This is a genomic window from Vandammella animalimorsus, from assembly GCF_002288875.1.
Taxonomy (GTDB): Bacteria; Pseudomonadota; Gammaproteobacteria; order Burkholderiales; family Burkholderiaceae_C; genus Lampropedia; species Lampropedia animalimorsus.
In genome coordinates this window covers 202,319-224,230 of record NZ_NTBH01000005.1, presented here as the reverse complement: position 1 = coordinate 224,230, position 21,912 = coordinate 202,319, and the positions used below count along the sequence as shown (strand labels likewise).

Below are 21,912 nucleotides of genomic sequence, written 5' to 3'. Positions count from 1 at the left end.
ACCGCTGGCGCGGCAAGTCACAGCACGGCTTCCAGCCCCTTGCGATCGAGCAGATTGAGCAGCTTGAGCGATGGGCCGCTGGGCTGTTTATCGCCTTGTTCCCATTTCCTCACGGTTGAGACACTGGTGTTGAGCACACTGGCCAGCACCGCCTGGCTGAGCTTGAGCTGAGCGCGCAGCGCGCGGATCTGGGCGCTGTCGTAAGTCGGCACGGGCTCGATGCAAAGTGCCTCAAACTGGCCCATCTTGCGCTTGTCAATGAAGCCCAGGCGATGCAGATCGGCTGCTGTCTCATGCACTGCATCAAGGATCGGACTCTTGGCGCGAGGCTTGGTGGGGGTCTTGACGTTCATGGCAAATCTCCTGCAAGAAACCGTCCTCGACGGCTTTGTTCAACTGCGCGGGCGTGCGCGCCAGCAACTGGCTGGCCAGAGCCTGCAAGGCCTCCAGCTCCACAGCGGAAATGTTGGCTCGCGCACTTTTCTCGAAGCCGAACACGAAGAACCAACGATTGCCCAGCCGAGTCGCCACGAGTGTTCTGGCGCCACCGCTTTTGCCACGGCCGGGCAGGGTCACGCGCTTTTTGACCACACCGCCACCCAGATCGGCATCCACCAGACCACAGCGCATTTCTTCGACAGCCGCGCAAAGCGCCGGGTCGGTCAATGCCGTTTTGTGCATCCAACGGCTGAAATAGCGGGTCTTAAAGACTCGTGACATTGAAATATTGTGCCACCTAGTGGCATATTTTCCAAAAAACTCCCATGCCATCATGACCGAACGGCCTGTGAACGCTCGCGCCTGCTCCTTGACTGTTCTGTTGCCCGATGGGGGCTGACGGCAGTCCCATAATATGGCGCATGCCACAGCGCTGGAAACCCAATGTCACCGTCGCGGCCGTGATCGAGCGGCAAGGGCGCTTTCTGCTGGTCGAAGAGCACACTGCCGAAGGCCTGCGTCTGAATACGCCTGCCGGCCACCTGGATCCGGGCGAGAGCCTGCCGGCCGCCTGCCGCCGTGAAGTCCTCGAAGAGACGGCCTACGATTTCGAGCCCACCGCGCTGGTGGGCATTTATCTGCACCGCACCGCGCCAGATGCGCCGCAGGACATCACCTACCTGCGCTTTTGTTTTTGCGGCACGCTGGGCGCGCACCATGCCGGGCAGCCGCTGGACCAAGGCATCGTGCGCGCGCTGTGGCTGAGCCCACAGGAAATCCGAGCCAGCCGTGCGCTGCACCGCTCGGCGCTGGTGCAGCAATGCATCGACGACTACCTGGCCGGCCAGCGCAGCGCGCTGGATTTGCTGCACGCCCAAGTCCACCACCCGAACGGGGGCGGACAATAGCCCCTCTTGCCTGCCAGCCATCGCGGCTGGCCTTTTGCTTTTTGCCCCATCGCCTATGCACCACCGCCCCGATTTCGATGCCACGCCCTACATTCAGCGCCGCCAGCGCCTGGCCGCCAGCCTGCCGCCTGGCAGCATTGCGCTGATCCCCACAGCCCGGGAGTGCATTCGCAACCGCGACTCGCATTTCCCATATCGGCACGACAGCTATTTTTATTACCTGAGCGGCTTCACTGAGCCCGATGCCCTGCTGGTGCTGCACGCCGATGGCCAGAGCCTGCTGCTGTGCCAGCCCAAGGATCTGGAGCGCGAAATCTGGGACGGCTACCGCCTGGGCCCTGAGGCTGCCATCTCCACCCTGGGCGTGGATGAGGCCGACAGCATCGAGCAGCTGGACGCGTGCCTGCCCGCGCTGCTGGAAAACAAAAGCGCCATTTACTACCCCTTTGCCACGCATGCCGGGCTGGCCGCGCAGGTCGAGCGTTGGCTGGAGCGCGTGCGCGCCCGCGCCCGTTATGGCGCGCAAGTGCCCACGGCACAGCACGACCTGTGCGAACTGCTCGATGAGATGCGCCTGGTCAAGGACGCGCACGAGATCGCCACCATCGGCCGCGCCTGCCAAATCAGCGCCCAGGCCCACATCCGCGCCATGCAATGCTCGGCCCGGTTGCTGGCCGCTGGCGCCGATGCGCGCGAATACCACCTGGAGGCCGAGCTGCTGCACAGCTTCCGCCACCATGGCGCGCAAGGCCCGGCCTACAGCAGCATCGTTGCCGCTGGCGCCAATGCCTGCGTGCTGCACTACCGCGCCAGCGATGCGCCGCTGCGCCCGGGCGAGCTGGTGCTGATCGACGCCGGCTGCGAGCTCGACGGCTACGCCAGCGACATCACCCGCACCTTCCCGGCCGATGGCCGCTTCAGCGGCGCGCAGCGCGCGCTGTACGAGCTGGTGCTGGCCAGCGAAGAGGCCGCCATCGCCGCGGCCCGCCCTGGCGCGCGCTTTACCGACCCGCACGACGCCGCCGTGCGCGTGCTCACCCAGGGCATGCTGGATCTGGGCCTGCTCGACGCGCAGCGCGTGGGCAGCCTGGACGATGCCATCGAGCAGCGCGCTTACTTCCAGTTCTACATGCACCGTACCGGCCACTGGATGGGCATGGACGTGCACGACTGCGGCAGCTACAACGAGCCCAGCGAGCGCGGCCAGCTGCACGAGCGGCGCGATGCCCTCTCGGGCGAGCTCATCCGCGAACGCCCCTCCCGCATCCTGCGCCCGGGCATGGTGCTGACCATCGAGCCGGGCATCTACGTGCGCCCCGCCCCCGGCGTGCCCGAGGCCTTCCACCACATCGGCATCCGCATCGAGGACGACGCCCTCATTACCGCCGAGGGCAACACCCTGCTGACACGCGATGCGCCGGTGCAGCCCGACGAGATCGAAGCGCTGATGCGCGCCTGATGCGCAGAAGCATGCCCCGCGCCGGGCGCTGCCTCCCTGAACTGAAACCGACCCCATCCCCCCTGCCATGAACGCCAACCAAACCCTGTTCGAACGCGCCCAACGCAGCATCCCCGGCGGCGTCAACTCACCCGTGCGCGCCTTCAAGGCCGTCGGCGGCACACCCGCCTTCATCGAACGCGCCCAGGGCGCTTACCTCTGGGATGCTGGCGGCCAGCGCTACATCGACTACATCGGCTCCTGGGGGCCGATGATCCTGGGCCACGGCCACCCCGAGGTGCTGGAGGCCGTGGCCCGCGCCGCGCGCGAAGGCCTGTCCTTCGGCGCGCCCACCGAGCGCGAGATCGAGCTGGCCGAGCAAATCCTGCAGCTCATGCCCAGCATGGAGATGGTGCGCCTGGTCAACTCCGGCACCGAGGCCAGCATGAGCGCCATCCGCCTGGCGCGCGGGGCCACCGGGCGCCACAAGATCATCAAGTTCGAGGGCTGCTACCACGGCCACGCCGACGCCCTGCTGGTCAAGGCCGGCTCGGGCCTGGCCACCTTCGGCCACGCCACCAGCGCCGGCGTGCCGCCGGACGTGGTGCGCGACACCCTGGTGCTGGAGTACAACAACGTCGCCCAGCTCGAAGAAGCCTTTGCCCGCTTTGGCGCCGAAATCGCCTGCGTCATCATGGAGCCCATTGCCGGCAACATGAACTTCGTGCGCGCCAGCCTGCCCTTCATGCAGGCGGCGCGCCAACTCACGCGCCAGGCCGGCGCGTTGCTCATCATCGACGAGGTCATGACCGGCTTTCGCGTCGCGCTGGGCGGCGCGCAAAGCCTGTATGCCGCGCAGCTGCCGAGCTTCGCGCCCGATCTGACAGTGCTGGGCAAGGTCATCGGCGGCGGCATGCCACTGGCCGCATTTGGCGGGCCGCGCGCCATCATGGAGCAACTCGCGCCGCTGGGCCCGGTCTACCAGGCCGGCACGCTCTCGGGCAACCCCGTGGCCACCGCCTGCGGCCTGGCCACGCTGCGCCTGATCCAGCAGCCGGGCTTTCACGCCGCACTGGGCGCGCGCACCCGCGCCCTGGTCGATGGCCTGCAACAGGCCGCCAGCGCCGCCGGCATCACCTTGAGCGTGGACAGCGAAGGCGGCCTGTTCGGCTTCTTCCTGCTGCCGCAGCTGCCGCAGAACTACCAGCAGGTCATGCGCAGCGACGGCGCACGCTTCAACCAGCTGTTCCACGGCCTGCTGGCGCGCGGCGTGTACCTGGCCCCAGCCCTGTACGAAGCCGGCTTCGTCAGCGCCGCGCACAGCGCTCAGGACATCGAAGACACCTTGGCCGCTGCACGCGACGTCTTTCAGGAAATGGCGCGAACTGCCGCATAGGCCAAGGGCAGCAACGCATCGTGTGCGCTGAGAGAAACTTGTCAGCCATGGCCGTAGGGAATGCAAACAGGGCAAGCCCCTATTGCCCAAATAATGCCCAGCTTTAAGAATCCCATCGATTGGAATAAAAGTGTTTCAAAGGCTGGGTTTCGTGCTCAATGCATCGAAAGGCCATCAATCTCTACAGGAGTTTTTCCATGTCCAATGAAGAAATGAAGGCCTACTTGCAGTCCATCATCGCCAAGACGCCCTTTGCCGCACATCTACAGGCAGAGGTTTTATCCATCGAACCCGGCAAGGTGGAGTTGAGCGTGCCCATCGTTCCAGAAAGGACAAGCCAGCATCATGGTTTTGTGCATGGCGCCGTGATCGGGTTTGTTGCAGACAGTGCTTGCGCCTGGGCCGCAGGCTCGGTTGCTGGCGATGTGGTGACTTCGGAATACAAACTCAATCTCCTGGCTCCCGCGATCGGCGAGCGACTGATTGGCGTTGGCTCAGTCATCAAGGCCTCCTCGCGCACAGTGGTCACACAGGCTGAGGTATTTGCCGAACGGGGCAATGAGCGCAAGCTTGTTGCATGCGCCCTGGCCACCATTGCAAAGGTGGACGGAAAATGAATCCGCCCGATTGTCCAGAAGGCTTCAAGCCGCTGTTTCGCACCAGCCCGTTCCTGGACGCAACCGGCCCCTATTTCTACAAGCCTCTCGAAGAAGGCTTTATTGTTGGACTGCGCGTAGCTGCAAAGCACCTCAACACATCAGGTACAGCACATGGCGGGCTATTGGCCACCTTGGCAGACGTGGCTCTTGGATATGTGACGGCCATGTCGCAGCAGCCCCCCGTCCGCATGACGACGACCAATCTGGGGCTGGATTATGTCGGGGTGGCCCATGAAGGCGACTGGCTGCAGGCCCATGTCTCGGTGGTCAAGCTCGGCAGCCGCCTGGCCTTTGCCAACGCGCTGATCGCCGCCAACGAGGTGCCGGTCGCCACTGCCAGAGCCACGTTCCTGGTTATCGGCAGCACCCCATGAAAGACCATTTCCCAAGCCCCACCGCCAGGCACTGCAATCGCTGATAATCATGGCAATAGCAATTCCATTTTGTGCGCTCTGGCCTTGCTGCAATTGGAGCGCGCAAACTCATGAAAAACCATTCAAATCATCATGGGATTTGACAAATCCTGAAATGCTGTTACCCTGAAAGGCAAGATTTGATTTGCAAATCGAATTCAATTCAAGAAAGGAAATGCCATGAACATGGATATCATCGAAGGCAAGTGGGAGCAACTCAAAGGCAAGGCCAAGGAAAAATGGGGCAAGCTGACCAACGACGATTGGACTGTCATTGAAGGCAAGCGTGACCAGATGGCCGGCCTGATCCAGGAGCGCTATGGTCGCACCAAGGAAGAGGCAGAGAAAGAGGTTGAAGACTGGTTCAACAACAACTGAGCATTGCTTCGCCATTGGCATAAAAATCCACCCTAATGGGTGGATTTTTATTTTCCACCCCAAAATTCAATCTGAAAAGTTACATAAATTTTCATTATGGCAATAACCATTTGATTTTTGCGTTTTTAAGAAGCCGAATACTCCTGAGATTACTCATGTGCTATATTCAATACCCAAATTTCATGAATCTCCAGATCAACCAATGAAGTCATTGGGCGTCAAGTCAATGCCTTCTGATTTGAAAAATCAGGTTTCATGAAATGAATTTCAAATCCATTCACCGATTGAGGAGAACAAATGACCGACAAGAAAATCCATGATGGCGACCTGAACCGTGACCCGATCACCGGCGAACCTGGTGCTCACCCTGTGGGCACTGGCATTGGCTCTGCCAGCGGCGCGGCGGCGGGTGCAGCGGTGGGTGCAGCCGTGGGCGGCCCCATTGGGGCTGTGGTGGGTGGCGCTGTGGGTGCAATCTCCGGCGGTCTGGCAGGCAAAGGCGCTGCCGAAGCCGTCAACCCCACTGTGGTCGATCCCGTAGCCGAAGAAGCCTTCTGGCGCGAAAGCTATACCAAGGCGCCTGGCTATCGCTCCGACTACACCTTTGACGACTACGGCCCGGCCTATCACCTCGGCTACGACGCTTACTCGCGCCACAACGGCCGCAGCTACGACGAGGTCGAGACCGAATTGGCGCGCGAGTGGGAAGTGCAAAAGCGCAGCTCGCGCCTGAACTGGGATGAGGCCAAGGCATCGGCCCGCGCCGCCTGGAATCGCCTGGAGCAGCGCCAGGGCATCGCCGACGGCCGGCCCGTGCAGGCCCAGGCCGTGGCAGTGCCGCAGGGCGATGCCAACCCCGACCCCATCACCGGCGAGCCTGGCGCCCACCCCGTGGGCACCGGCGTGGGCGCAGCCGGCGGCGCTGCCGCGGGCGCGGCCATTGGCACCATGGTGGCTGGCCCGGTGGGCACGCTGGTGGGCGGCGTGATTGGCGCCGTCTCCGGCGGCCTGGCCGGCAAGGGGGCTGCCGAAGCCGTCAACCCCACGGTGGTCGATCCGACGGCTGAGGACGCCTACTGGCGCGGCAATTTCACCAACACCCCTGGTTACAGCGCGGACTACAGCTACGACGACTACGGCCCCGCCTACCAGCTGGGCTATGACGGCTATGCCCGCTACAACGGCCGCAGCTACGATGAGGTCGAGGCCGAGCTGGCGCGTGAGTGGCAGAACGTGAGGCAAAACTCCCGCCTGAGCTGGGAGCAGGCCAAGCACTTCACGCGCGCGGCCTGGCAGCGACTGGCAACCAAGGGCTAAAAGCCAGCCCAATCGTCGGCTTGGGGCAGGCCGCCAAACGCCAAAAGCGCCAAGCCGCACACAGGCGCTAACAAGCCCAAAGGGGTCAGCACATGCTGGCCCCTTTTTCGTGGGCCATGCATCACCGCGCAGTGTCGCAGTGTCGCCGCAGTGCCAAGCCACAGCCCATCGCCCCGGTGGCATGGCGTTTTTACCGGTATCTTGTTGGCATTGAATCGACAAAATACTCGGTACTTTGCCGCTATGAGCCACCAAGCCCCCCTCCTGCCGAACCCAACGCTGCCGGCCCTGCCAGCCCCCCTGCGCGGCCCTACATCGCTGCCTCGTCGCAGCTGGTTTCCGGCCCACAGCGCCGAGATGAGCTAAAGCAGCCTCACGGTGTGCTGGAACGCCTTCAGCCGCTGGGCCGTGCGCTGTGCATGGCAGCTGCAGGCTCAATGACGAGGACACGCACGTCGTCAACTACGCGCTGAAAAAGCTGGTGGCCGCCGGCCTGGCCGTGGGCGAAAAAACCGGCAAGGAAGTTTTCTACAGCCCCTCCGAACGCGACCAGCTCGCTGTGAGCCATTGTTTCTCGTCCCCCTTGATCTCCTTTCCCGCATGACCTCTGCCCACTCCCCTGCAGCCCGCTGGCAATTCTGGATCGACCGTGGCGGCACTTTCACCGACATCGTGGCCAAGCGCCCCGACGGCAGCCTCATCACCCACAAGCTGCTGAGCGAAAACCCCGAGCAGTATCGGGATGCCGCCGTGGCCGGCATCCGCCAGCTGCTGGGCCTGGCCCCTGGCGAGCCCATCACGCCCGAGCTGGTCGAGTGCGTGAAGATGGGCACCACCGTAGCCACCAATGCGCTGCTGGAGCGCAAGGGCGAGCCCACGCTGCTGGTGACCACGCGCGGCTTTCGCGACGGCCTGCGCATTGCCTACCAGAACCGCCCGCGCCTGTTTGACCGCCACATCGTGCTGCCCGAGCTGCTCTACAGCGCCGTGGTCGAGGCCGACGAGCGCGTCAGCGCCTTGGGCGAGGTCGTCACCCCGCTGGACGAGGCGCAGCTGCGGCAGGCCCTGCAGATGCACGCCAACCAGGGGCTGCGCTCGGTGGCCATCGTCTTCATGCACGGCTGGCGCTTCACCGCCCATGAACAAGCTGCCGCGCGCATCGCCCACGAGGTGGGGTTTGCGCAAATCAGCACCAGCCACGCCACCAGCCCGATGATGAAATACGTCAGCCGGGGCGACACCACAGTGGTCGATGCCTACCTCTCGCCCATCCTGCGCCGTTATGTGGATCAGGTGGCCAGCGAGATGCCGGGCGTGAAGCTGTTTTTCATGCAATCGAGCGGCGGCCTGACCGATGCGCGCGCCTTCCAGGGCAAGGACGCCATCTTGAGCGGCCCGGCCGGCGGCATCGTGGGCATGGCGCGCACCGCGCAGCTGGCCTTTGCGCACGAGCAATCCAACCCGCCGCCCGAAGCCGCAGAAGCGCGCGACGCGGCCATGCGCGCCGATCACCCCCGAGTCATCGGCTTTGACATGGGCGGCACCAGCACCGACGTGAGCCACTACGCCGGCCAGTTCGAGCGCGAGTTCGAAACCCAGGTGGCCGGCGTGCGCATGCGCGCGCCGATGATGAGCATCCACACCGTGGCCGCTGGCGGCGGCTCCATCCTGCAGTTTGACGGCACGCGCTTTCGCGTCGGGCCGCAAAGCGCCGGCGCCAACCCCGGCCCGGCCAGCTACCGGCGCGGCGGCCCGCTGGCCGTGACCGACGCCAACGTCATGGTCGGCAAGCTGCAGCCGGCCTACTTTCCCAAAGTGTTCGGGGCCGATGCCAGTCAAGCGCTCGATGGCGAGGTGGTGCGCGCGCGCTTTGCCGACATTGCCCAGCAAATCGGCGCCAGCGCCTCCGCCAGCCAGCGCAGCCCCGAGGACGTGGCGCACGGCTTCATCCAGATCGCCGTGCAGCAAATGGCCGGCGCCATCAAGAAAATCAGCGTGGTGCGCGGCTACGACGTCACGCACTACACCCTGCAGTGCTTTGGCGGCGCGGGCGGCCAGCATGCCTGCCTGGTGGCCGATGCGCTGGGCATGTCCCGCGTGCTCGTGCACCCGCTGGCGGGCGTGCTCTCAGCCTATGGCATGGGCCTGGCCGACCAGAGCGTGATGCGCGAGACCGCCGTAGAACTGCCACTTTCCGCTGCGGCCCTGCCCCAGGTGCGCCAGCGCCTGGCCGAGCTGACCCAGGCCGCCCGCGAGGAGCTGCTGCGGCAGGGCGTGGGCCACGGCACCATCGGCGTGCACCACCGGCTGCACCTGCGCTACGAGGGCACAGACTCGGCCCTGATCGTGCCCTTTGACTCCAATGACGGCGCTTATGACGGCGCCGATGAAACCGCCGATGACGGCGCGGCGCTGGCGGCCATCGGGCAGGCCTTCGACGCCGCCTACCTGCAGCGCTTTGGCTTTCTGATGCATGGCAAATCGCTGGTGGTGGAGGCCGTCTCGGTCGAGGCCGTGGCCGCAGGCGATGCCCCGGCCGAGCGCGCCCAGCCCCTGCACCCCGCGCGCGAGGTGCCCCGGCGCGAAACCGTGCGCATCTACACCACTGGCCTGGACGGCCAGCCCAGCTGGCACGAGGCCGCCCTGGTCGTGCGCGAGGACATGCGCGCAGGCGACGTGCTGCAAGGCCCGGCCATCATTGCCGAGCAAAACGCCACCACTGTGCTGGAACCCGGCTGGCGCGCCCGCCTGACGGCGCTGGACCATCTGGTGCTGGAGCGCATCGCGCCGCGCGCCGCGCAGTTTGCCGCCGGCACGCAGGTTGACCCCGTGCTGCTGGAGGTGTTCAACCACCTGTTCATGAACATCGCCGAGCAAATGGGCCTGCAGCTGCAGAACACGGCCTACTCCGTCAACATCAAGGAGCGCCTGGACTTCAGCTGCGCGCTGTTCGATGCGCAAGGCCAGCTCATCGCCAACGCCCCGCACATGCCCGTGCACCTGGGCTCCATGGGCGAGAGCATCAAGACCGTCATCCGCGACAACGCCGGCCGCATGCGCCCGGGCGACGTCTATGCCCTCAATGACCCCTACCACGGCGGCACGCACCTGCCCGACGTAACCGTCATCACCCCCGTGTACCTCGATGGTGCCAGCGAGCCGCTGTTCTACGTGGGCAGCCGCGGCCACCATGCCGACATCGGCGGCATCTCGCCGGGCTCCATGCCGCCGTTTTCCACCCGCATCGAAGAAGAAGGCGTGCAGATCAGCAACTTCAAGCTGGTCGATGCCGGCCGGCTGCGCGAGGCCGAGCTGATCGCGCTGCTGCAAAGCGGCCCCTACCCCAGCCGCAACCCGCAGCAAAACCTGGCCGACCTGAAAGCACAGATCGCCGCCAACGAAAAAGGCGTGCAGGAGCTGCGCAAGATGGTCGAGCAATTCGGCCTGGACGTGGTGCGCGCCTACATGGGCCACGTGCAGGACAACGCCGAGGAAAGCGTGCGCCGCGCCATCGCGCGCCTGGCCGCGCGCATGCAAGGCGGGCAATTCACCCTGCCGCTGGACAACGGCGCGCACATCCAAGTGGACGTGCGCATCGATGGCGCCGCCCGCAGCGCCCGCGTGGACTTCAGCGGCACCAGCGCCCAGCAAAGCAACAACTTCAACGCCCCCACGGCCGTGTGCATGGCGGCCGTGCTGTACGTGTTCCGCATGCTGGTGGACGACGACATCCCGCTCAATGCCGGTTGTCTCAAACCCATCGAGGTCATCATCCCCGAAGGCTCGATGCTCAGGCCCGCGCCACCTGCCAGCGTCGTGGCCGGCAACGTGGAAACCTCCACCTGCATCACCAATGCCCTGATCGGCGCCCTGGGGCTGATGGGCGCCAGCCAGTGCACGATCAACAACTTCACCTTCGGCAACGCACAGCACCAGTATTACGAAACCATCTCCGGCGGCTCCGGCGCAGGCGGCGTGTTCGATGAGCGCGGCCAGCTGGTGGGTGGCTTTGACGGCACCAGCGTGGTGCAAACGCACATGACCAATTCGCGCATGACCGATCCCGAGGTGCTGGAGTGGCGCTTTCCCGTGCGTCTGGAGAGCTACGCCATCCGCCCCGATTCAGGCGGCGCGGGCCGCTGGCGCGGCGGCAATGGCGGCGTGCGCCGCCTGCGCTTCTTGCAGCCCATGACGGCCAGCATCCTCAGCAACGGCCGCGTGCACGGCGCCTTCGGCATGGCCGGCGGCGCAGCGGGCGCTGTGGGCATCAACCGCATCGTGCGCGCAGATGGCCAGGTGCAGGAACTGGGCCACATCGGCAGCGCCGAAATGCAGCCCGGTGACATCTTCGAGATCCACACCCCCGGCGGCGGCGGCTTCGGCAGCAGCCAAGGGTGAGGGCAGGCAGCCAGAGCCTGCTCAGGCCTTCGCTTCTTGCTGGGTGGCGCAGGCCGGGCAGCTGATCTGGCCAGTGCGCTTGTGGTAGAGCACGGTCACGCCAGCGGCCACTTCCGCGCCGCACTGGTCGCACAGCGTGGCTTCGGAGAGCGTCTCGTGGTCGAAGCCCTCGATCGAGAAGATCTGATCGCCGATGCGCTTGGGCCACTCCTTGTCCTTGACGATGTCCCAGCGGTAGTACTCCTCAAAGCGCGTCCAGCGTTCGATCTGTGATTCGCTCAGGCCGTGCTCGCGCAGGGTTTCGACCATCAGGCGCTGGCGGTGGTCGAACAGCGAGTGCGGGATGATCATCCAGTGGTGCATGTTGCGCGGGTTCTCGCCCCAATAGACCTTCTCGCCGGTCATCAGCTGCTGGATGAAGCTGTATTGCTTGCTGGCGGCGCGGTCCATGGTTACGCCGTGAAAGAACGGCGAGAGCAGCGGGTCGGCATAGACCTTGGCATAGAAGGCGTCGAAGATCTTGCGCGCCAACTTGCCATTGTCCAGCTCCTGCCACAACTGCGGGTCGGTCGGCGGCGGGGTGACCAGCTCGGGCAAGTCCTTGTAGTCCAGGTTGAAGGGGCCGCGCACCTCGAACTCCAGGCCGAACTCGGCGCCGGGCGCGAAGTAATCGGGCACCACGTCGCCCTGCTGCAGCACCCAGCGCGCCTCAGGCACGGGCGTTTGCTGCGGGTCGCTGGTGAGCATGAGCACCGGCTCATCCTCCAGCGCTGCGCCATTGACCAGGCGCAGGCTTTGCCCGGCGCGGTAGTCCAGCCCCGTCATGGGCTCGAACTGGATGCGCAGCGAGCCCGTGCCGTGGCCGTCGACCTCCACCAGCATGCAGCGCGTGACCATGTCCTGCGCCTGCTTGCGCTCGAGCTGCATGGAGCTGGTGGCCACGCACTTGCAGGGCAGGAAGTAGCCCCGCTCACGCAGGCGATCGGGCAGTCCGCGCTGGGCTTTCTCAGGGATCTCCCCTGTCACACAGCGCGTCATGCAGGTATGGCAGGAGCCGCCCTTGCAGGAAAACGGCGTGGCAATGCCAACGCGCAGCATGGCGTCGAGCACGGTTTCATGCTCAAAGGGGCGAATGGTCTGGCCCTCGAATTGGATTTCTATGGTCATGGTCTCGTGGGAAGGGTTCAGGGCGTAGCCTGCGACAGGCAGGCCGGGCATTGTTGGGCAATGCAACGAATTGTTGCACGGCTGCCCGGGGCCTGCCAAGCCCGCGGCCCTGGGCTGCCCTGGAAGGGGCCGGCCTACAATGCGCGGCTTGGTCTTAGCCCCCACAAGGAAAACCCACGTGCCCCCCGTTTCTGTCAGCGCGCCCGCTGTGCGCAGCGCTGCTGCCCTGCCCCCCCAACGCGTCAGCCGGCTGCTGCAAGGCATGCAGCTGTTCACTGGGCTGGTGTTCGCCCCAGTGCTGTTCCTGCTGTGTCAGCGCCTGCCCGTGCAGCTGGGCTGGGAAAACGGCCCGCTGGAGATGGCGCAGAACATTCTCCTGGGCCTGGCAGCGCTGCTCTCTGCCGGCATGGCCTGGCGCCGCCGCGCGCATGGGCAGCGCTTTCTCTGGTGGGCGCTGGCCCTGCTCTGGCTGGTGCTGCTGGGGCGTGAGATGTCCTGGGGCGGTGTGTTCTGGCCCCCGGTGCGGGTGGAGACCATCATCGGCCCGTACTACAGCTCCCAAGTGCTGCCGTACAAGGGCTGGCTCAAGCTGCTGGATCTGGCCGCCGTGCTGGCACTGGCAGTGCTGCTCTACCGCGCCCAGCCCCGACAGCTGCTGCGCCAAGCCTGGCAGCAGCGCATCTGGGCGCCCTGGGCCTTTGGGCTGTGCTGCCTGCTCTACACCATCATCGCCACCATGGCCGATGGCAAGCCCGGCACCGTGGGCCACAGCTGGACGAATGCGCAGGTCATCGAGGAAGGCTTCGAGACCGTGGCCTATTACTTTTTGCTGCGCGCCCAGCTGTGGACGTTCTGGCGCTGGCTCAAGCCAGCCGCGCCGCCCGCACAGGTCTGAACCCTCAATCGGCAGCCATGGCAGAGGCCGGCAGAACCAGCCTGGCTTGCGCGCCCGGCCCGTCTGCGGCATTGGCGATGTCGATCTCGCCCTGGTGGATGCGCATGACCTCGCGCACGAAGGCCAGGCCCAGGCCGGTACTTTTCTGCCCCGTATCAGGGCGCGGCAGCGAATAAAACCGCTCGAACAAATGCCCCAGCGCATAGTCGGGGATGCCCGCGCCCTGGTCGCGCACGGTGATGGCCTGCATGGGCTGCTGCGGCTGGCCGGGCCCAGGCGGCCAGGGCTCGATGTCGATGGTGATGCGCCCGCCGGGCGGGGAGAACTCCAGCGCGTTGTCCAGCACATTGCCCAGAGCCTGCTGCAACAGAAACTGGTCGCCATGCACGGCCAAAGCCTGCGCCGCCCCCTGGCAGCGCACGTCCACGCCCAGCCCCTTGTGCTGCAGGCGCGTGGCGCGCGAGTCCACGACCTGCTGCACCCACTGGTGCGTAGGCACGGTGCGGGCGCTGGCCGGGGCCTGCAGCTGCTCCACACGGGCCAGGGCCAGCAGGCGGTCGATGATGCGCTGCAGGCGCTCGGACTGCTCCAGGATGGTCTGGGCAAACTGGCGCTGGTCAGGCTCCGACGCACCCGGCAGCAGCTCAGCGGCGGCGCGAATGGCCGTCAGCGGGCTTTTCATCTCGTGCGTCAGGCTTTGCACGTAGTGCTCCACATACTGCTTGCCATCGAGCTTGTGGCGCATGTGCTCCAGCGCCCGGGCCAGCTCCGTCAGGTGCCGCCCGCCCGAGGTGGGCAACTGTGCGCGCTGGCCTTCGGCCACGCGGCGCGCGTAGTCGCGCAGCCGGTGGATGGAGTGCGACAGCCAGGCCGTGAACAGCACGCCAATCGCCCCCGAGGCCAGCAGCAGCAACAGGCCCAGCTGGCGCACCCGCTGGCGGGCGTTGTGGGCGTACTGGGCCACGCTGTGCGAGGGCTTGCCCAGGCTGAGCACCCCCACCAGGTTGCCTTGATCGATGATGGGCGCGGCCACGTACATGACGGAGCTGTTTTCATCGCCGGGCCTGTCGCGCGTGCTGCGCGCGCCGTAGTGCCCGCGCAGCGCCAGGTACACGTCGCGCCAGCGGCTGAAATCGCGCCCCACGGCTTCGGATTCCGAGTCGAACAGCACGATGCCGCGCGTGTCCGTGATGTACAGGCGCAGGTCCATGTGGTTTTTGAGGTTGCCGTGGATGTTGGCCTCGGGCTGGCGCGACTTGGCCGCCTGCAATGCGCGCTGCAACTCGGCATGTTGCAGGCGGCCCTGCGCCAGCTGCGGCGCAAGGATTTCAGCCAATAGATTGGCGCTGTCCACCAGCGTGTCCTCCGTGCCCTGACGCACGCCGGGCTCGACCTCGCGGCTGAAAAAGCCCAGGATGAACCAGGCCGCCAGGCCAACGATCAGGAAGTAGCCGATGAACAACCGGATTGCAAAGCTCATGCGCGCAGGCTGTAGCCCAGGCCACGGTGGGTTTCGATGGGGTCGGCCTCGGCCTGCACGGCGCGCAGCTTGGCACGCAGCGTCTTGATGTGGGCATCGACAGTGCGATCCAGGCTTTCCTGCGCATCGCTCCAGACCTGCTCCATCAATACGGCGCGGCTGAACACGCGCCCAGGCCGGGCCAGTAGCGTGGCCAGCAGGCGGTATTCATAGCGCGTCAGGCTCAGCCACTGGCCATGAAAGGCAATGCGCAGCCCAGGCTCGTCGTGCAGGAATGGCCCGCGCGCCTGGCCCTGCTGGCCCTGATGCGCTGCGTCCCCAGCCTGGGGCTGCTGCGGCTGGGCCGCCGCGCCCGCGCCGCCCTTGCGCGTGCGCCGCAGGATGGCGCGCACCCGCGAGGCCACCTCGCGCGGGCTGAAGGGCTTGGAGACGTAATCGTCCGCGCCGATCTCCAGACCCACGATGCGATCGACCTCATCGCTGCGCGCCGTGAGAAACAGCACCGGCAGCTCGCCATGCTGGCGGATCGTGCGGCACAGGTCAAAGCCGCTCATGTCCGGCAGGCCCACGTCCAGCACCGCCAGCGCAAACGGCGACGGCTGTTGTGGTTGCTGTGGCTGAGGTGCAGCCCCCAGCTGCAAGGCCTGCAGCGCCGCAGCGCCCAGCGCCACCCACTCGGTGGCAAAGCCCTCGGCCTGCAGCGCATAGGCCAGCGTCTGCGCAATGGCCGGCTCGTCCTCCACGATCAGGATGCGCTCGCTCATGGCTCAATGGTATTCAGGGGCGGGCAAGGCGGGGCAGCGCCTTCAGAAAAAGGAATAAAAGCAGCGAAACGGCACCTTGCGCTCGGCCCAGAACTCTGCCGCATCGCGAAACACGTCCAGCAGCTGCTCGCGCATTTCCTTGTCGAACTTGCTGCTGATGGGGATGTGCTCGAGCACGACGACAAAGCCCGGCTGGGCGCCGGCCTGCCGCAGCGTGTCGGTCAGGCAATCGAACAGGGCATCCAGGTTGCGCCCAAAATAACCCGGCAGCAGAAACTGCTCGCCCAACTCTTGCAGGATGCGCTGCTTGGTGGTGGCCTCGCTGAGCTGCGCATAAAGAAAATGCTGCCCCCAGCACTGGGCCACGGCCTGCAAATCCGTGGGCTGATAGGCACGGATGGACTGCACGATGTTGGCAGGCACGGTTTTCTCAATGTGTGCGGCCAAGTCGCGCAGCTGCGCATCCACCTGGGGCCTGGCCGACGGGGGGCAGGATGAGGGCAACACAGACTCGTTGGAAGGCATAGGGCAAGGAGGGTGGTGCATGGCGCAAGCCAGCGGGCCTGTCATTGGGGCCACTGGCTTTTGGCTGGCGTGCATTGTGGCGGAGAAAACTGCCCGGATGTGTAAAAAACACCCTGCCGATGGCGCAAAGCCAAGGCAGGGTTTGCACGCACGCCCATGTGCGGCCCTCTCTACAATACGGCCCCTTTTGCCAGCGTGCGCCGCACAGCGCGCCGCCTGCGTGTTGCCGCCAACGTGTCGTCCTGCGCCATGCCTGCTTCTCACACCCCCGCCCATCCAGCCTACACCCGCGCCCAGGCCCTGCCCGCGCTGCTGCAGCAGCGCATCGTCATCCTCGATGGCGCCATGGGCACCATGATTCAGCGCTTCAAGCTGGAAGAGGCGCAATACCGCGGCCAAGGCTATGACGGCCCGGGCGCCGCTGGCGCGCGCTTTGCCGACTTCCCGCGTGACGTCAAAGGCAACAACGAGCTGCTCTCGCTGACCCGGCCAGACGTCATCTCCAGCATTCACGAAAGCTACCTGGCCGCCGGCGCTGACCTGATCGAAACCAACACCTTCGGCGCCACCGCCGTGGCCCAGGAGGATTACGGCATGGCCGATCTGGCGCGGGAGATGAACCTGCGCTCGGCCCAGCTGGCGCGCGCGGCCTGCGACAAGTTCAGCACCCCCCAACGGCCGCGCTACGTGGCCGGCGCGCTCGGGCCCACACCCAAGACCGCCAGCATCAGCCCGGACGTGAACGACCCCGGCGCGCGCAACGTCGATTTCGAGACCCTGCGCCAAAGCTACCTGGAGCAGACCCTGGCGCTGATCGAAGGCGGCGCCGACGTCATCCTGGTGGAGACCATCTTCGACACCCTCAACGCCAAGGCCGCGCTGTTTGCCGTGCAACAGGCCTTCGAGCAAAGCGGCCAGTGCCTGCCCATCCTCATCAGCGGCACCGTCACCGATGCCTCGGGGCGCATCCTCTCCGGGCAGACCGTCACCGCCTTCTGGCACAGCGTGCGCCATGCCCAGCCGCTGGCCGTGGGCCTGAACTGCGCGCTGGGCGCGGCGCTGATGCGGCCCTACATCCAAGAGCTGGCCAGCGTCGCCAAGGACACTTTCATCAGCTGCTACCCCAACGCCGGCCTGCCCAACCCCATGAGCGAAACCGGCTTTGACGAAACCCCCGAAGTCACCAGCCGCCTGGTGCACGAATTCGCTGCCGAAGGCCTGGTCAACATCGTCGGCGGCTGCTGCGGCACCACCCCCGACCACATCGCCGCCATCGCCCAGGCTGTGGCCCAGGAGCCCAGCCGCGCCTTGCAAGCCACCGGCCGCTTTGCCCGCTATCGGGAAGAGGGCAACGATCCCGCCTGACTGAATCTGAATCGCACGGCGCGCTGAATACCCCTACCCCGCTTGGCCAGGCACAGAAGCTGCGCCCGGCCGCCTTGCCCCACAACTGCCCCGCCCTGCCCCACCATGTCATACCTCTGGACCAAAGCCTTTCACATCGTCTTCGTCAGCGCCTGGTTTGCCGGCCTGTTCTACCTGCCGCGCATCCTCGTGAATCTGGCGCAGGTGCCGCCGGAATCACACGCCGAGCGCCAGCGCCTCATCGGCATGGCGCAGCGCCTGCTGCGTTTTGCCGCGCTGCTGGCCATCCCCGCCATCGCCCTGGGCCTGTGGCTGTGGCTGGCCGAGGGCATAGGCCGCGGCCCAGGCAACGGCTGGCTGCACGCCAAGCTGGCGCTGGTCGCCCTGGCCCTGGGCTACCACCACGGCTGCGGCGTGCTGCTGCGCAAGATGGTGCAGGGCCAAAGCCGGCGCTCGCACACCTGGTACCGCTGGTTCAACGAAGTCTCTGTGCTGCTGTTTGCCGCCATCGTGGTGCTGGTGGTGGTCAAGCCATTCTGAGAGCCTGGGCACAATCTCTGCACGGTCGGCAACTAGGGCCTAACGCACCACCGCGCCGCGCGCATTTGCGGATTGATCCGGGCCATCGTGCAGCAAGGCCCCCAACCCGCTGGTGCGGCGGGTGCGCTGGGCCATGGCCTGCTGCCAGATGCCTTTGCCAGGGCTGAGGTAGCTCAGCCGCTGACGCGCGCGCGTCAGGCCGGTGTAGAGCAGCTCGCGCGTCAGCAGCGGGCTGGCATGGCCAGGCAGCGCCAGCAGCACGTGCTCGAACTCCGAGCCCTGGCTTTTGTGCACCGTCATGGCAAATGCCGTCTCCACATGCTGCAGGCGGCTGGTGGCCACGGATCGGATGACCGCAACGCTGACGCTGGCTGGCGCAGCCTGCGCACCCGCCTGGGGCGACATCGCCTGACCGTCGGCCAGGTACACGCGCAGCGCTGCGCCCGGCTGCGGCCCTGGCAGCGCCATGCCGATGTCGCCGTTGAAGACGCCCAGATGGGCATCGTTACGCGTGACCATGACGACGCGGCCAGCGAACCAGCCCTGCGCCTTGACCGCCAGGCCAGCGCTGCGCAGCAGCTCCAGCACCAGCGCGTTCATGCCGTCCACGCCCCAAGCGCCAGCGCGCGTGGCGCACAGAATGCGAAAACGGCCCAGCGCCTGCAGGAGCTGGGCCACCCAGCGCTGGTGCGCGGCCTCATCGCCCGCAGGGGGGGCGGCGCGCAGCAACCTGGCCAGCGCCGCGTAGCCGGGCGCGGTCTCGGCCTGCTCCTCCTCGGGCCAGATCACGCGCCGGGCATCGGCCAGTGTGGCCTCTTCCCGCCAATGCACACTGCGCTGCGCCTCAGGCTGTGCCTGCAGCGCGGCCATGGCCCGCGCCATGGCCTGCGCATCGCCTTGCTGCACGGCCTGTGCCAGCTGGCCAATGCTGCCGCCAAAGCGGCGACTTTCGCGCAGCATGGCGATGGTTTGCGCCAGCGGCGGCGCGGCCGCTGTGGCCAGCAGCGGCTGCGGCAGCGCCTGGCCCGTGGTGCGAGCGATGTGCTCGGCCGTGGCCTGGCTGTAGCGGCCGCTGGCTGCATCGCGGCAAAGGTCGCCCAGCACGGCCCCGGCCTCCACCGAGTCGAGCTGGTCCTTGTCGCCCAGCAGCACCAGATGGGCCTGCTCGGGCAGGGCCTGCAGTAGGGCCGCCATCATCTGCAGGTCCACCATCGAGGCTTCATCGACGATCAGCCAATCGAGCGCCAGCCGGTTGCCCGCATGGTGGCGCAACCGGCGCGTGCCAGGCTGCGCGCCCAGCAGCGAGTGCAACGTGCGCGCGGCCGGAATGGCCGCCAGCGCCTGGCGCAGCGGCGGCGCGACCTGCGCATCGCTGAACACGGTGTGCAATGCCGCCTGCAGGGACTCACTCAGCCGCGCAGCGGCCTTGCCCGTGGGGGCCGCCAGCCGGATGCGCAGCGCCGCCGGCTGCGGCGCCATGGCCAGCACCGCAGCCATCAGCCGTGCGGCGGTGTAGGTTTTGCCCGTGCCCGGGCCACCGGTGATGACGCTCACGCGCTGGCGCAAGGCCAGGGCGCAGGCGATCTGCTGCCAATCCAGCCCCGGCGCAGCCGCCGCGCCCGGGAACAGCCCCCCGAGCACCTGCGCCAGCTGCGCCTGCCAGGCCGCATGGGCCGGGCCATCCTCAGCCACCGCCGCGCCGCCTGCATCCCCATGCGCATGGGGATGCGGCCAAGGCCAGGGCCGCGCCCGCGCCAACAGCGCGCTGGCCACGCCGCATTCGTAATCGTGGTAGCGGCGCAGGTACAGGCGCAGCGGCCGCTGGCCCTGCATGTGCAGCACCAGCGGCGGCGCGGTATCGGCAGCGGCATCGGCCATCGGCTCGCCGGCTTTGGCGGCTGCTTGCACCAGCGCATCGGCCTGCACGCGCTCGATCAACGGGCTGTCCAGCACCGCCAGCCAATGGGTGGCATCGGCGGGCAGTTGCGCGCACAGCTGCTGCAATGCCTGGTGTGCTGCCAAGGCCTGGGCCTCATCGCCCAGGGCCGACCAATCCAGCCAGCCAGGCACAGCTTGGGCCAGGCCTTCGAGCTGCAGGCAACTGTGGCCACGCCCTTCCAGCGCACACAGCAGGGCCACGGCGTAGGGCAGGCTGGCATGGCAGACGCTGTCCTGCTCCAACACCCACTGCGCAAATGCCGCGTCCAGCCGGCGCAGCCAGCCGGCCTCGGCCCATTGCCACAACTGGGCCAGGCTGGCGGGGGGGGCGGGACGGGGCAAATCACTGGGGCTGGGCATGGCGCGGCATCGGGCAAAAGATGGAGCGTGGGCAGGAGACATCAGGCATCGCGCTCATGCGCGTCCAGCCAGGCCAGCGCCTGGCGGTATTCGGCCATGCGGGCATGGTCCTCGGGCTGGGGATCGGGGATGCGCGCCCAGTCCATGTTGTCCAGGATGTCGGCGCGCTTGACGGCGCATGCAATCGGATCGGCCGCAGCGCGCTGCGTTGCCGCCAGGCGCGACTCCCAATCAGGGCGTGTGAGCACGCGCACGGCCTGCACCACCTGCGGCGCAAAACCCTGTTGCAGCAAATCCTGCTCCGTCAGCAGCGTTTGCTCCAACACATCGTGCAACACCGCCGCCATGCGCTGCTCGGCACTGGCGCCCGCCCCCAGGCGCGCCATCACCCGCAGCGGATGCAGCACATAGGGCGAGCCATCACTGTCGCACTGCCCGGCATGGGCTTTTACGGCCAGGACAATGGCCTGTTCCAGGGGGCCCAGAGGGCTCAGAGGCGCCACGTCATCAAGAACACCATGGGGCTCTTCGCTGTGGCCCCCACCACTGTTGCAATCACTCATCAATGCCCTGCCACTTGAGATAAAGAGGCCTGTGACATTCAGGCCACCGTGCATTGTGCGTCAAGGCCGCTGCACCCACGCGCATGCAAACCTAGCCTTACCGGCGAAGTTGGGGCGCCTTTTTCTGCCCCTGTTGTGCCGCGTGTTGCGCCGCCTGTTGCAAATAGCTTTGTCTGAACAGCAGCCCGGCAAAGTAGACATGTTCTTCCATCAACTGTTGCGCGCGGTGCGCATCGCGCTCCAGCACTGCGGCCACGATACGGTGATGGTCGTCATGTGAGCGGCGCAGGATGCCCAAATCCAGCTCCCAGCGCATGACCCGCGACGAGGCCTGTGGCACCGCATTGTTGATGTGCTCAATGTATTTCTGCACCTGAGGGCTGCGCGCTGCCTGTGCCAACAGACGGTGCAAGTCCATGTTCATCTGCTGGTAACTCAGCTCCTGCTGCGGCGTCAAACGGCCTTTGGCAAGCAAGCCATCGCCCACGATCAGGCATTGCCGAAGCTGCTGCGCCATCTCTGTGCTGACCCCGTTGAGCGCCGCTTTTCTGCATGCCGCAGCCTCCAGCGCAGCGCGCGCTTCATAGGCGCTCATGATCTCCTCCAGATTGAACTCCTTGATCGTATAGCCCCGGTTGGGCCGGTGTTCTATCAAACCTTCTGCGCTGAGCATTTGCAGGGCACTGCGCACAGGAGTGCGCGACACCCCAAGTTGCTGCGCCACGGGAATTTCTTCAAGCCGTGCGCCCGGCGGGAGCTTGCCCTGTGAAATCCAGTCACGCAGCTGCTGGGTGATTTGTTCCGATAAGGTAGGCATATGTATACAAATTTTGATCAATCTGGCAGATCTAGGGTATTCACTGAGAGATTTTCGGCAATTATGTATACACAATTGCCATCGAAACATTGATCCGGCATGGTGCCGCAGTCTTTCTGAAACCCGGCAAACGGGCCATTGAAGCCCAATGCC

General features: G+C 66.1%; 20 protein-coding genes and 1 pseudogene. 12 read left to right on the top strand and 9 right to left on the bottom strand.

All coding sequences use genetic code 11. The features are described from left to right. Positions 1-17: 17 nt before the first annotated feature. Both CLI93_RS09275 and CLI93_RS09270 read right to left on the bottom strand, forming a co-directional pair. Positions 18-353: a helix-turn-helix domain-containing protein gene (locus CLI93_RS09275; RefSeq protein ID WP_095539236.1), complete on the bottom strand. Its 336-nt coding sequence runs from the start codon at positions 351-353 to the stop codon at positions 18-20. Then, the gene (locus tag CLI93_RS09270; protein ID WP_238945783.1) at positions 304-774 is read right to left on the bottom strand and encodes a type II toxin-antitoxin system RelE/ParE family toxin; all 471 of its coding nucleotides are present in this window, start codon (positions 772-774) and stop codon (positions 304-306) included. The genes CLI93_RS09275 and CLI93_RS09270 overlap by 50 nt, the downstream gene beginning before the upstream one ends. Before the next feature lie 86 nt (positions 775-860). On the opposite strand from CLI93_RS09270, the gene CLI93_RS09265 reads away from it, so the two are divergent. The 9 genes and pseudogenes from CLI93_RS09265 to CLI93_RS09225 all read left to right on the top strand — a co-directional run bounded on the left by CLI93_RS09265 (position 861) and on the right by CLI93_RS09225 (position 11,345). Then, positions 861-1,346, top strand: coding sequence for an NUDIX hydrolase (locus CLI93_RS09265; RefSeq protein WP_095542193.1), 486 nt, complete (start codon positions 861-863; stop codon positions 1,344-1,346). A gap of 55 nt (positions 1,347-1,401) precedes the next feature. Further along, a complete protein-coding gene (locus CLI93_RS09260; protein WP_095542194.1) occupies positions 1,402-2,805 on the top strand; it encodes an aminopeptidase P N-terminal domain-containing protein in 1,404 nt (467 codons plus the stop codon). A gap of 67 nt (positions 2,806-2,872) precedes the next feature. Next, positions 2,873-4,180, top strand: a complete 1,308-nt coding sequence (gene hemL / locus CLI93_RS09255; RefSeq protein ID WP_172424252.1) for a glutamate-1-semialdehyde 2,1-aminomutase — start codon at positions 2,873-2,875, stop codon at positions 4,178-4,180. A 197-nt stretch (positions 4,181-4,377) separates the two neighbouring features. Next, positions 4,378-4,797 carry a PaaI family thioesterase gene (locus CLI93_RS09250; RefSeq protein WP_095542196.1) on the top strand — a complete coding sequence of 140 codons (420 nt, stop codon included), beginning with the start codon at positions 4,378-4,380 and terminating at the stop codon, positions 4,795-4,797. Next, a complete protein-coding gene (locus CLI93_RS09245; protein WP_095542197.1) occupies positions 4,794-5,213 on the top strand; it encodes a PaaI family thioesterase in 420 nt (139 codons plus the stop codon). The genes CLI93_RS09250 and CLI93_RS09245 overlap by 4 nt, the downstream gene beginning before the upstream one ends. Positions 5,214-5,432: 219 nt before the next feature. Continuing rightward, positions 5,433-5,630 (top strand): CsbD family protein, encoded by a 198-nt coding sequence (locus tag CLI93_RS09240; RefSeq protein ID WP_095542198.1) that lies wholly within the window; start codon positions 5,433-5,435, stop codon positions 5,628-5,630. Positions 5,631-5,927: 297 nt separating this feature from the next. Beyond that, the gene (locus CLI93_RS09235) at positions 5,928-6,947 is read left to right on the top strand and encodes a hypothetical protein (protein ID WP_095542199.1); all 1,020 of its coding nucleotides are present in this window, start codon (positions 5,928-5,930) and stop codon (positions 6,945-6,947) included. A gap of 433 nt (positions 6,948-7,380) precedes the next feature. Then, positions 7,381-7,491 (top strand): annotated as a pseudogene (locus CLI93_RS15640) (winged helix DNA-binding protein); the annotation flags it as partial. 56 nt (positions 7,492-7,547) lie between these two features. Then, positions 7,548-11,345, top strand: coding sequence for a hydantoinase B/oxoprolinase family protein (locus tag CLI93_RS09225; RefSeq protein WP_095542201.1), 3,798 nt, complete (start codon positions 7,548-7,550; stop codon positions 11,343-11,345). Between the two features lie 21 nt (positions 11,346-11,366). Here the strand turns inward: CLI93_RS09225 and CLI93_RS09220 are convergent, their stop codons facing one another. Next, positions 11,367-12,512 (bottom strand): 2Fe-2S iron-sulfur cluster-binding protein, encoded by a 1,146-nt coding sequence (locus tag CLI93_RS09220; RefSeq protein ID WP_095551081.1) that lies wholly within the window; start codon positions 12,510-12,512, stop codon positions 11,367-11,369. Positions 12,513-12,690: 178 nt separating this feature from the next. On the opposite strand from CLI93_RS09220, the gene CLI93_RS09215 reads away from it, so the two are divergent. Beyond that, entirely contained in the window at positions 12,691-13,407 is a 717-nt protein-coding gene (locus CLI93_RS09215) for a hypothetical protein (protein WP_172424253.1), read from the top strand. A gap of 4 nt (positions 13,408-13,411) precedes the next feature. Here the strand turns inward: CLI93_RS09215 and creC are convergent, their stop codons facing one another. Genes creC through CLI93_RS09200 form a run of 3 tightly spaced genes read right to left on the bottom strand, consistent with a single transcriptional unit; the run spans position 13,412 to position 16,176 of the window. Then, the gene (gene creC, locus CLI93_RS09210; RefSeq protein ID WP_095542204.1) at positions 13,412-14,887 is read right to left on the bottom strand and encodes a two-component system sensor histidine kinase CreC; all 1,476 of its coding nucleotides are present in this window, start codon (positions 14,885-14,887) and stop codon (positions 13,412-13,414) included. Next, positions 14,884-15,651 carry a two-component system response regulator CreB gene (gene creB, locus CLI93_RS09205; RefSeq protein ID WP_095542205.1) on the bottom strand — a complete coding sequence of 256 codons (768 nt, stop codon included), beginning with the start codon at positions 15,649-15,651 and terminating at the stop codon, positions 14,884-14,886. Before creB ends, creC begins: the two co-directional genes overlap by 4 nt. Before the next feature lie 42 nt (positions 15,652-15,693). Further along, a complete protein-coding gene (locus CLI93_RS09200; RefSeq protein ID WP_095539249.1) occupies positions 15,694-16,176 on the bottom strand; it encodes a barstar family protein in 483 nt (160 codons plus the stop codon). Between the two features lie 249 nt (positions 16,177-16,425). Between CLI93_RS09200 and CLI93_RS09195 the strand changes: the two genes are divergently transcribed. Together CLI93_RS09195 and CLI93_RS09190 are read left to right on the top strand one after the other, a co-directional pair. Continuing rightward, positions 16,426-17,541, top strand: a complete 1,116-nt coding sequence (locus CLI93_RS09195; protein WP_095542295.1) for a homocysteine S-methyltransferase family protein — start codon at positions 16,426-16,428, stop codon at positions 17,539-17,541. 105 nt (positions 17,542-17,646) lie between these two features. Then, positions 17,647-18,081, top strand: a complete 435-nt coding sequence (locus CLI93_RS09190; protein WP_095539250.1) for a CopD family protein — start codon at positions 17,647-17,649, stop codon at positions 18,079-18,081. Positions 18,082-18,120: 39 nt separating this feature from the next. Here the strand turns inward: CLI93_RS09190 and recD are convergent, their stop codons facing one another. The 3 genes from recD to CLI93_RS09175 form a co-directional block, all read right to left on the bottom strand. Then, positions 18,121-20,379 carry an exodeoxyribonuclease V subunit alpha gene (gene recD / locus CLI93_RS09185; protein ID WP_238945784.1) on the bottom strand — a complete coding sequence of 753 codons (2,259 nt, stop codon included), beginning with the start codon at positions 20,377-20,379 and terminating at the stop codon, positions 18,121-18,123. A 41-nt stretch (positions 20,380-20,420) separates the two neighbouring features. After that, positions 20,421-20,882 (bottom strand): HD domain-containing protein, encoded by a 462-nt coding sequence (locus CLI93_RS09180; RefSeq protein ID WP_238945785.1) that lies wholly within the window; start codon positions 20,880-20,882, stop codon positions 20,421-20,423. Between the two features lie 157 nt (positions 20,883-21,039). Beyond that, the gene (locus CLI93_RS09175) at positions 21,040-21,780 is read right to left on the bottom strand and encodes a GntR family transcriptional regulator (protein ID WP_238945786.1); all 741 of its coding nucleotides are present in this window, start codon (positions 21,778-21,780) and stop codon (positions 21,040-21,042) included. Positions 21,781-21,912: the final 132 nt, after the last annotated feature.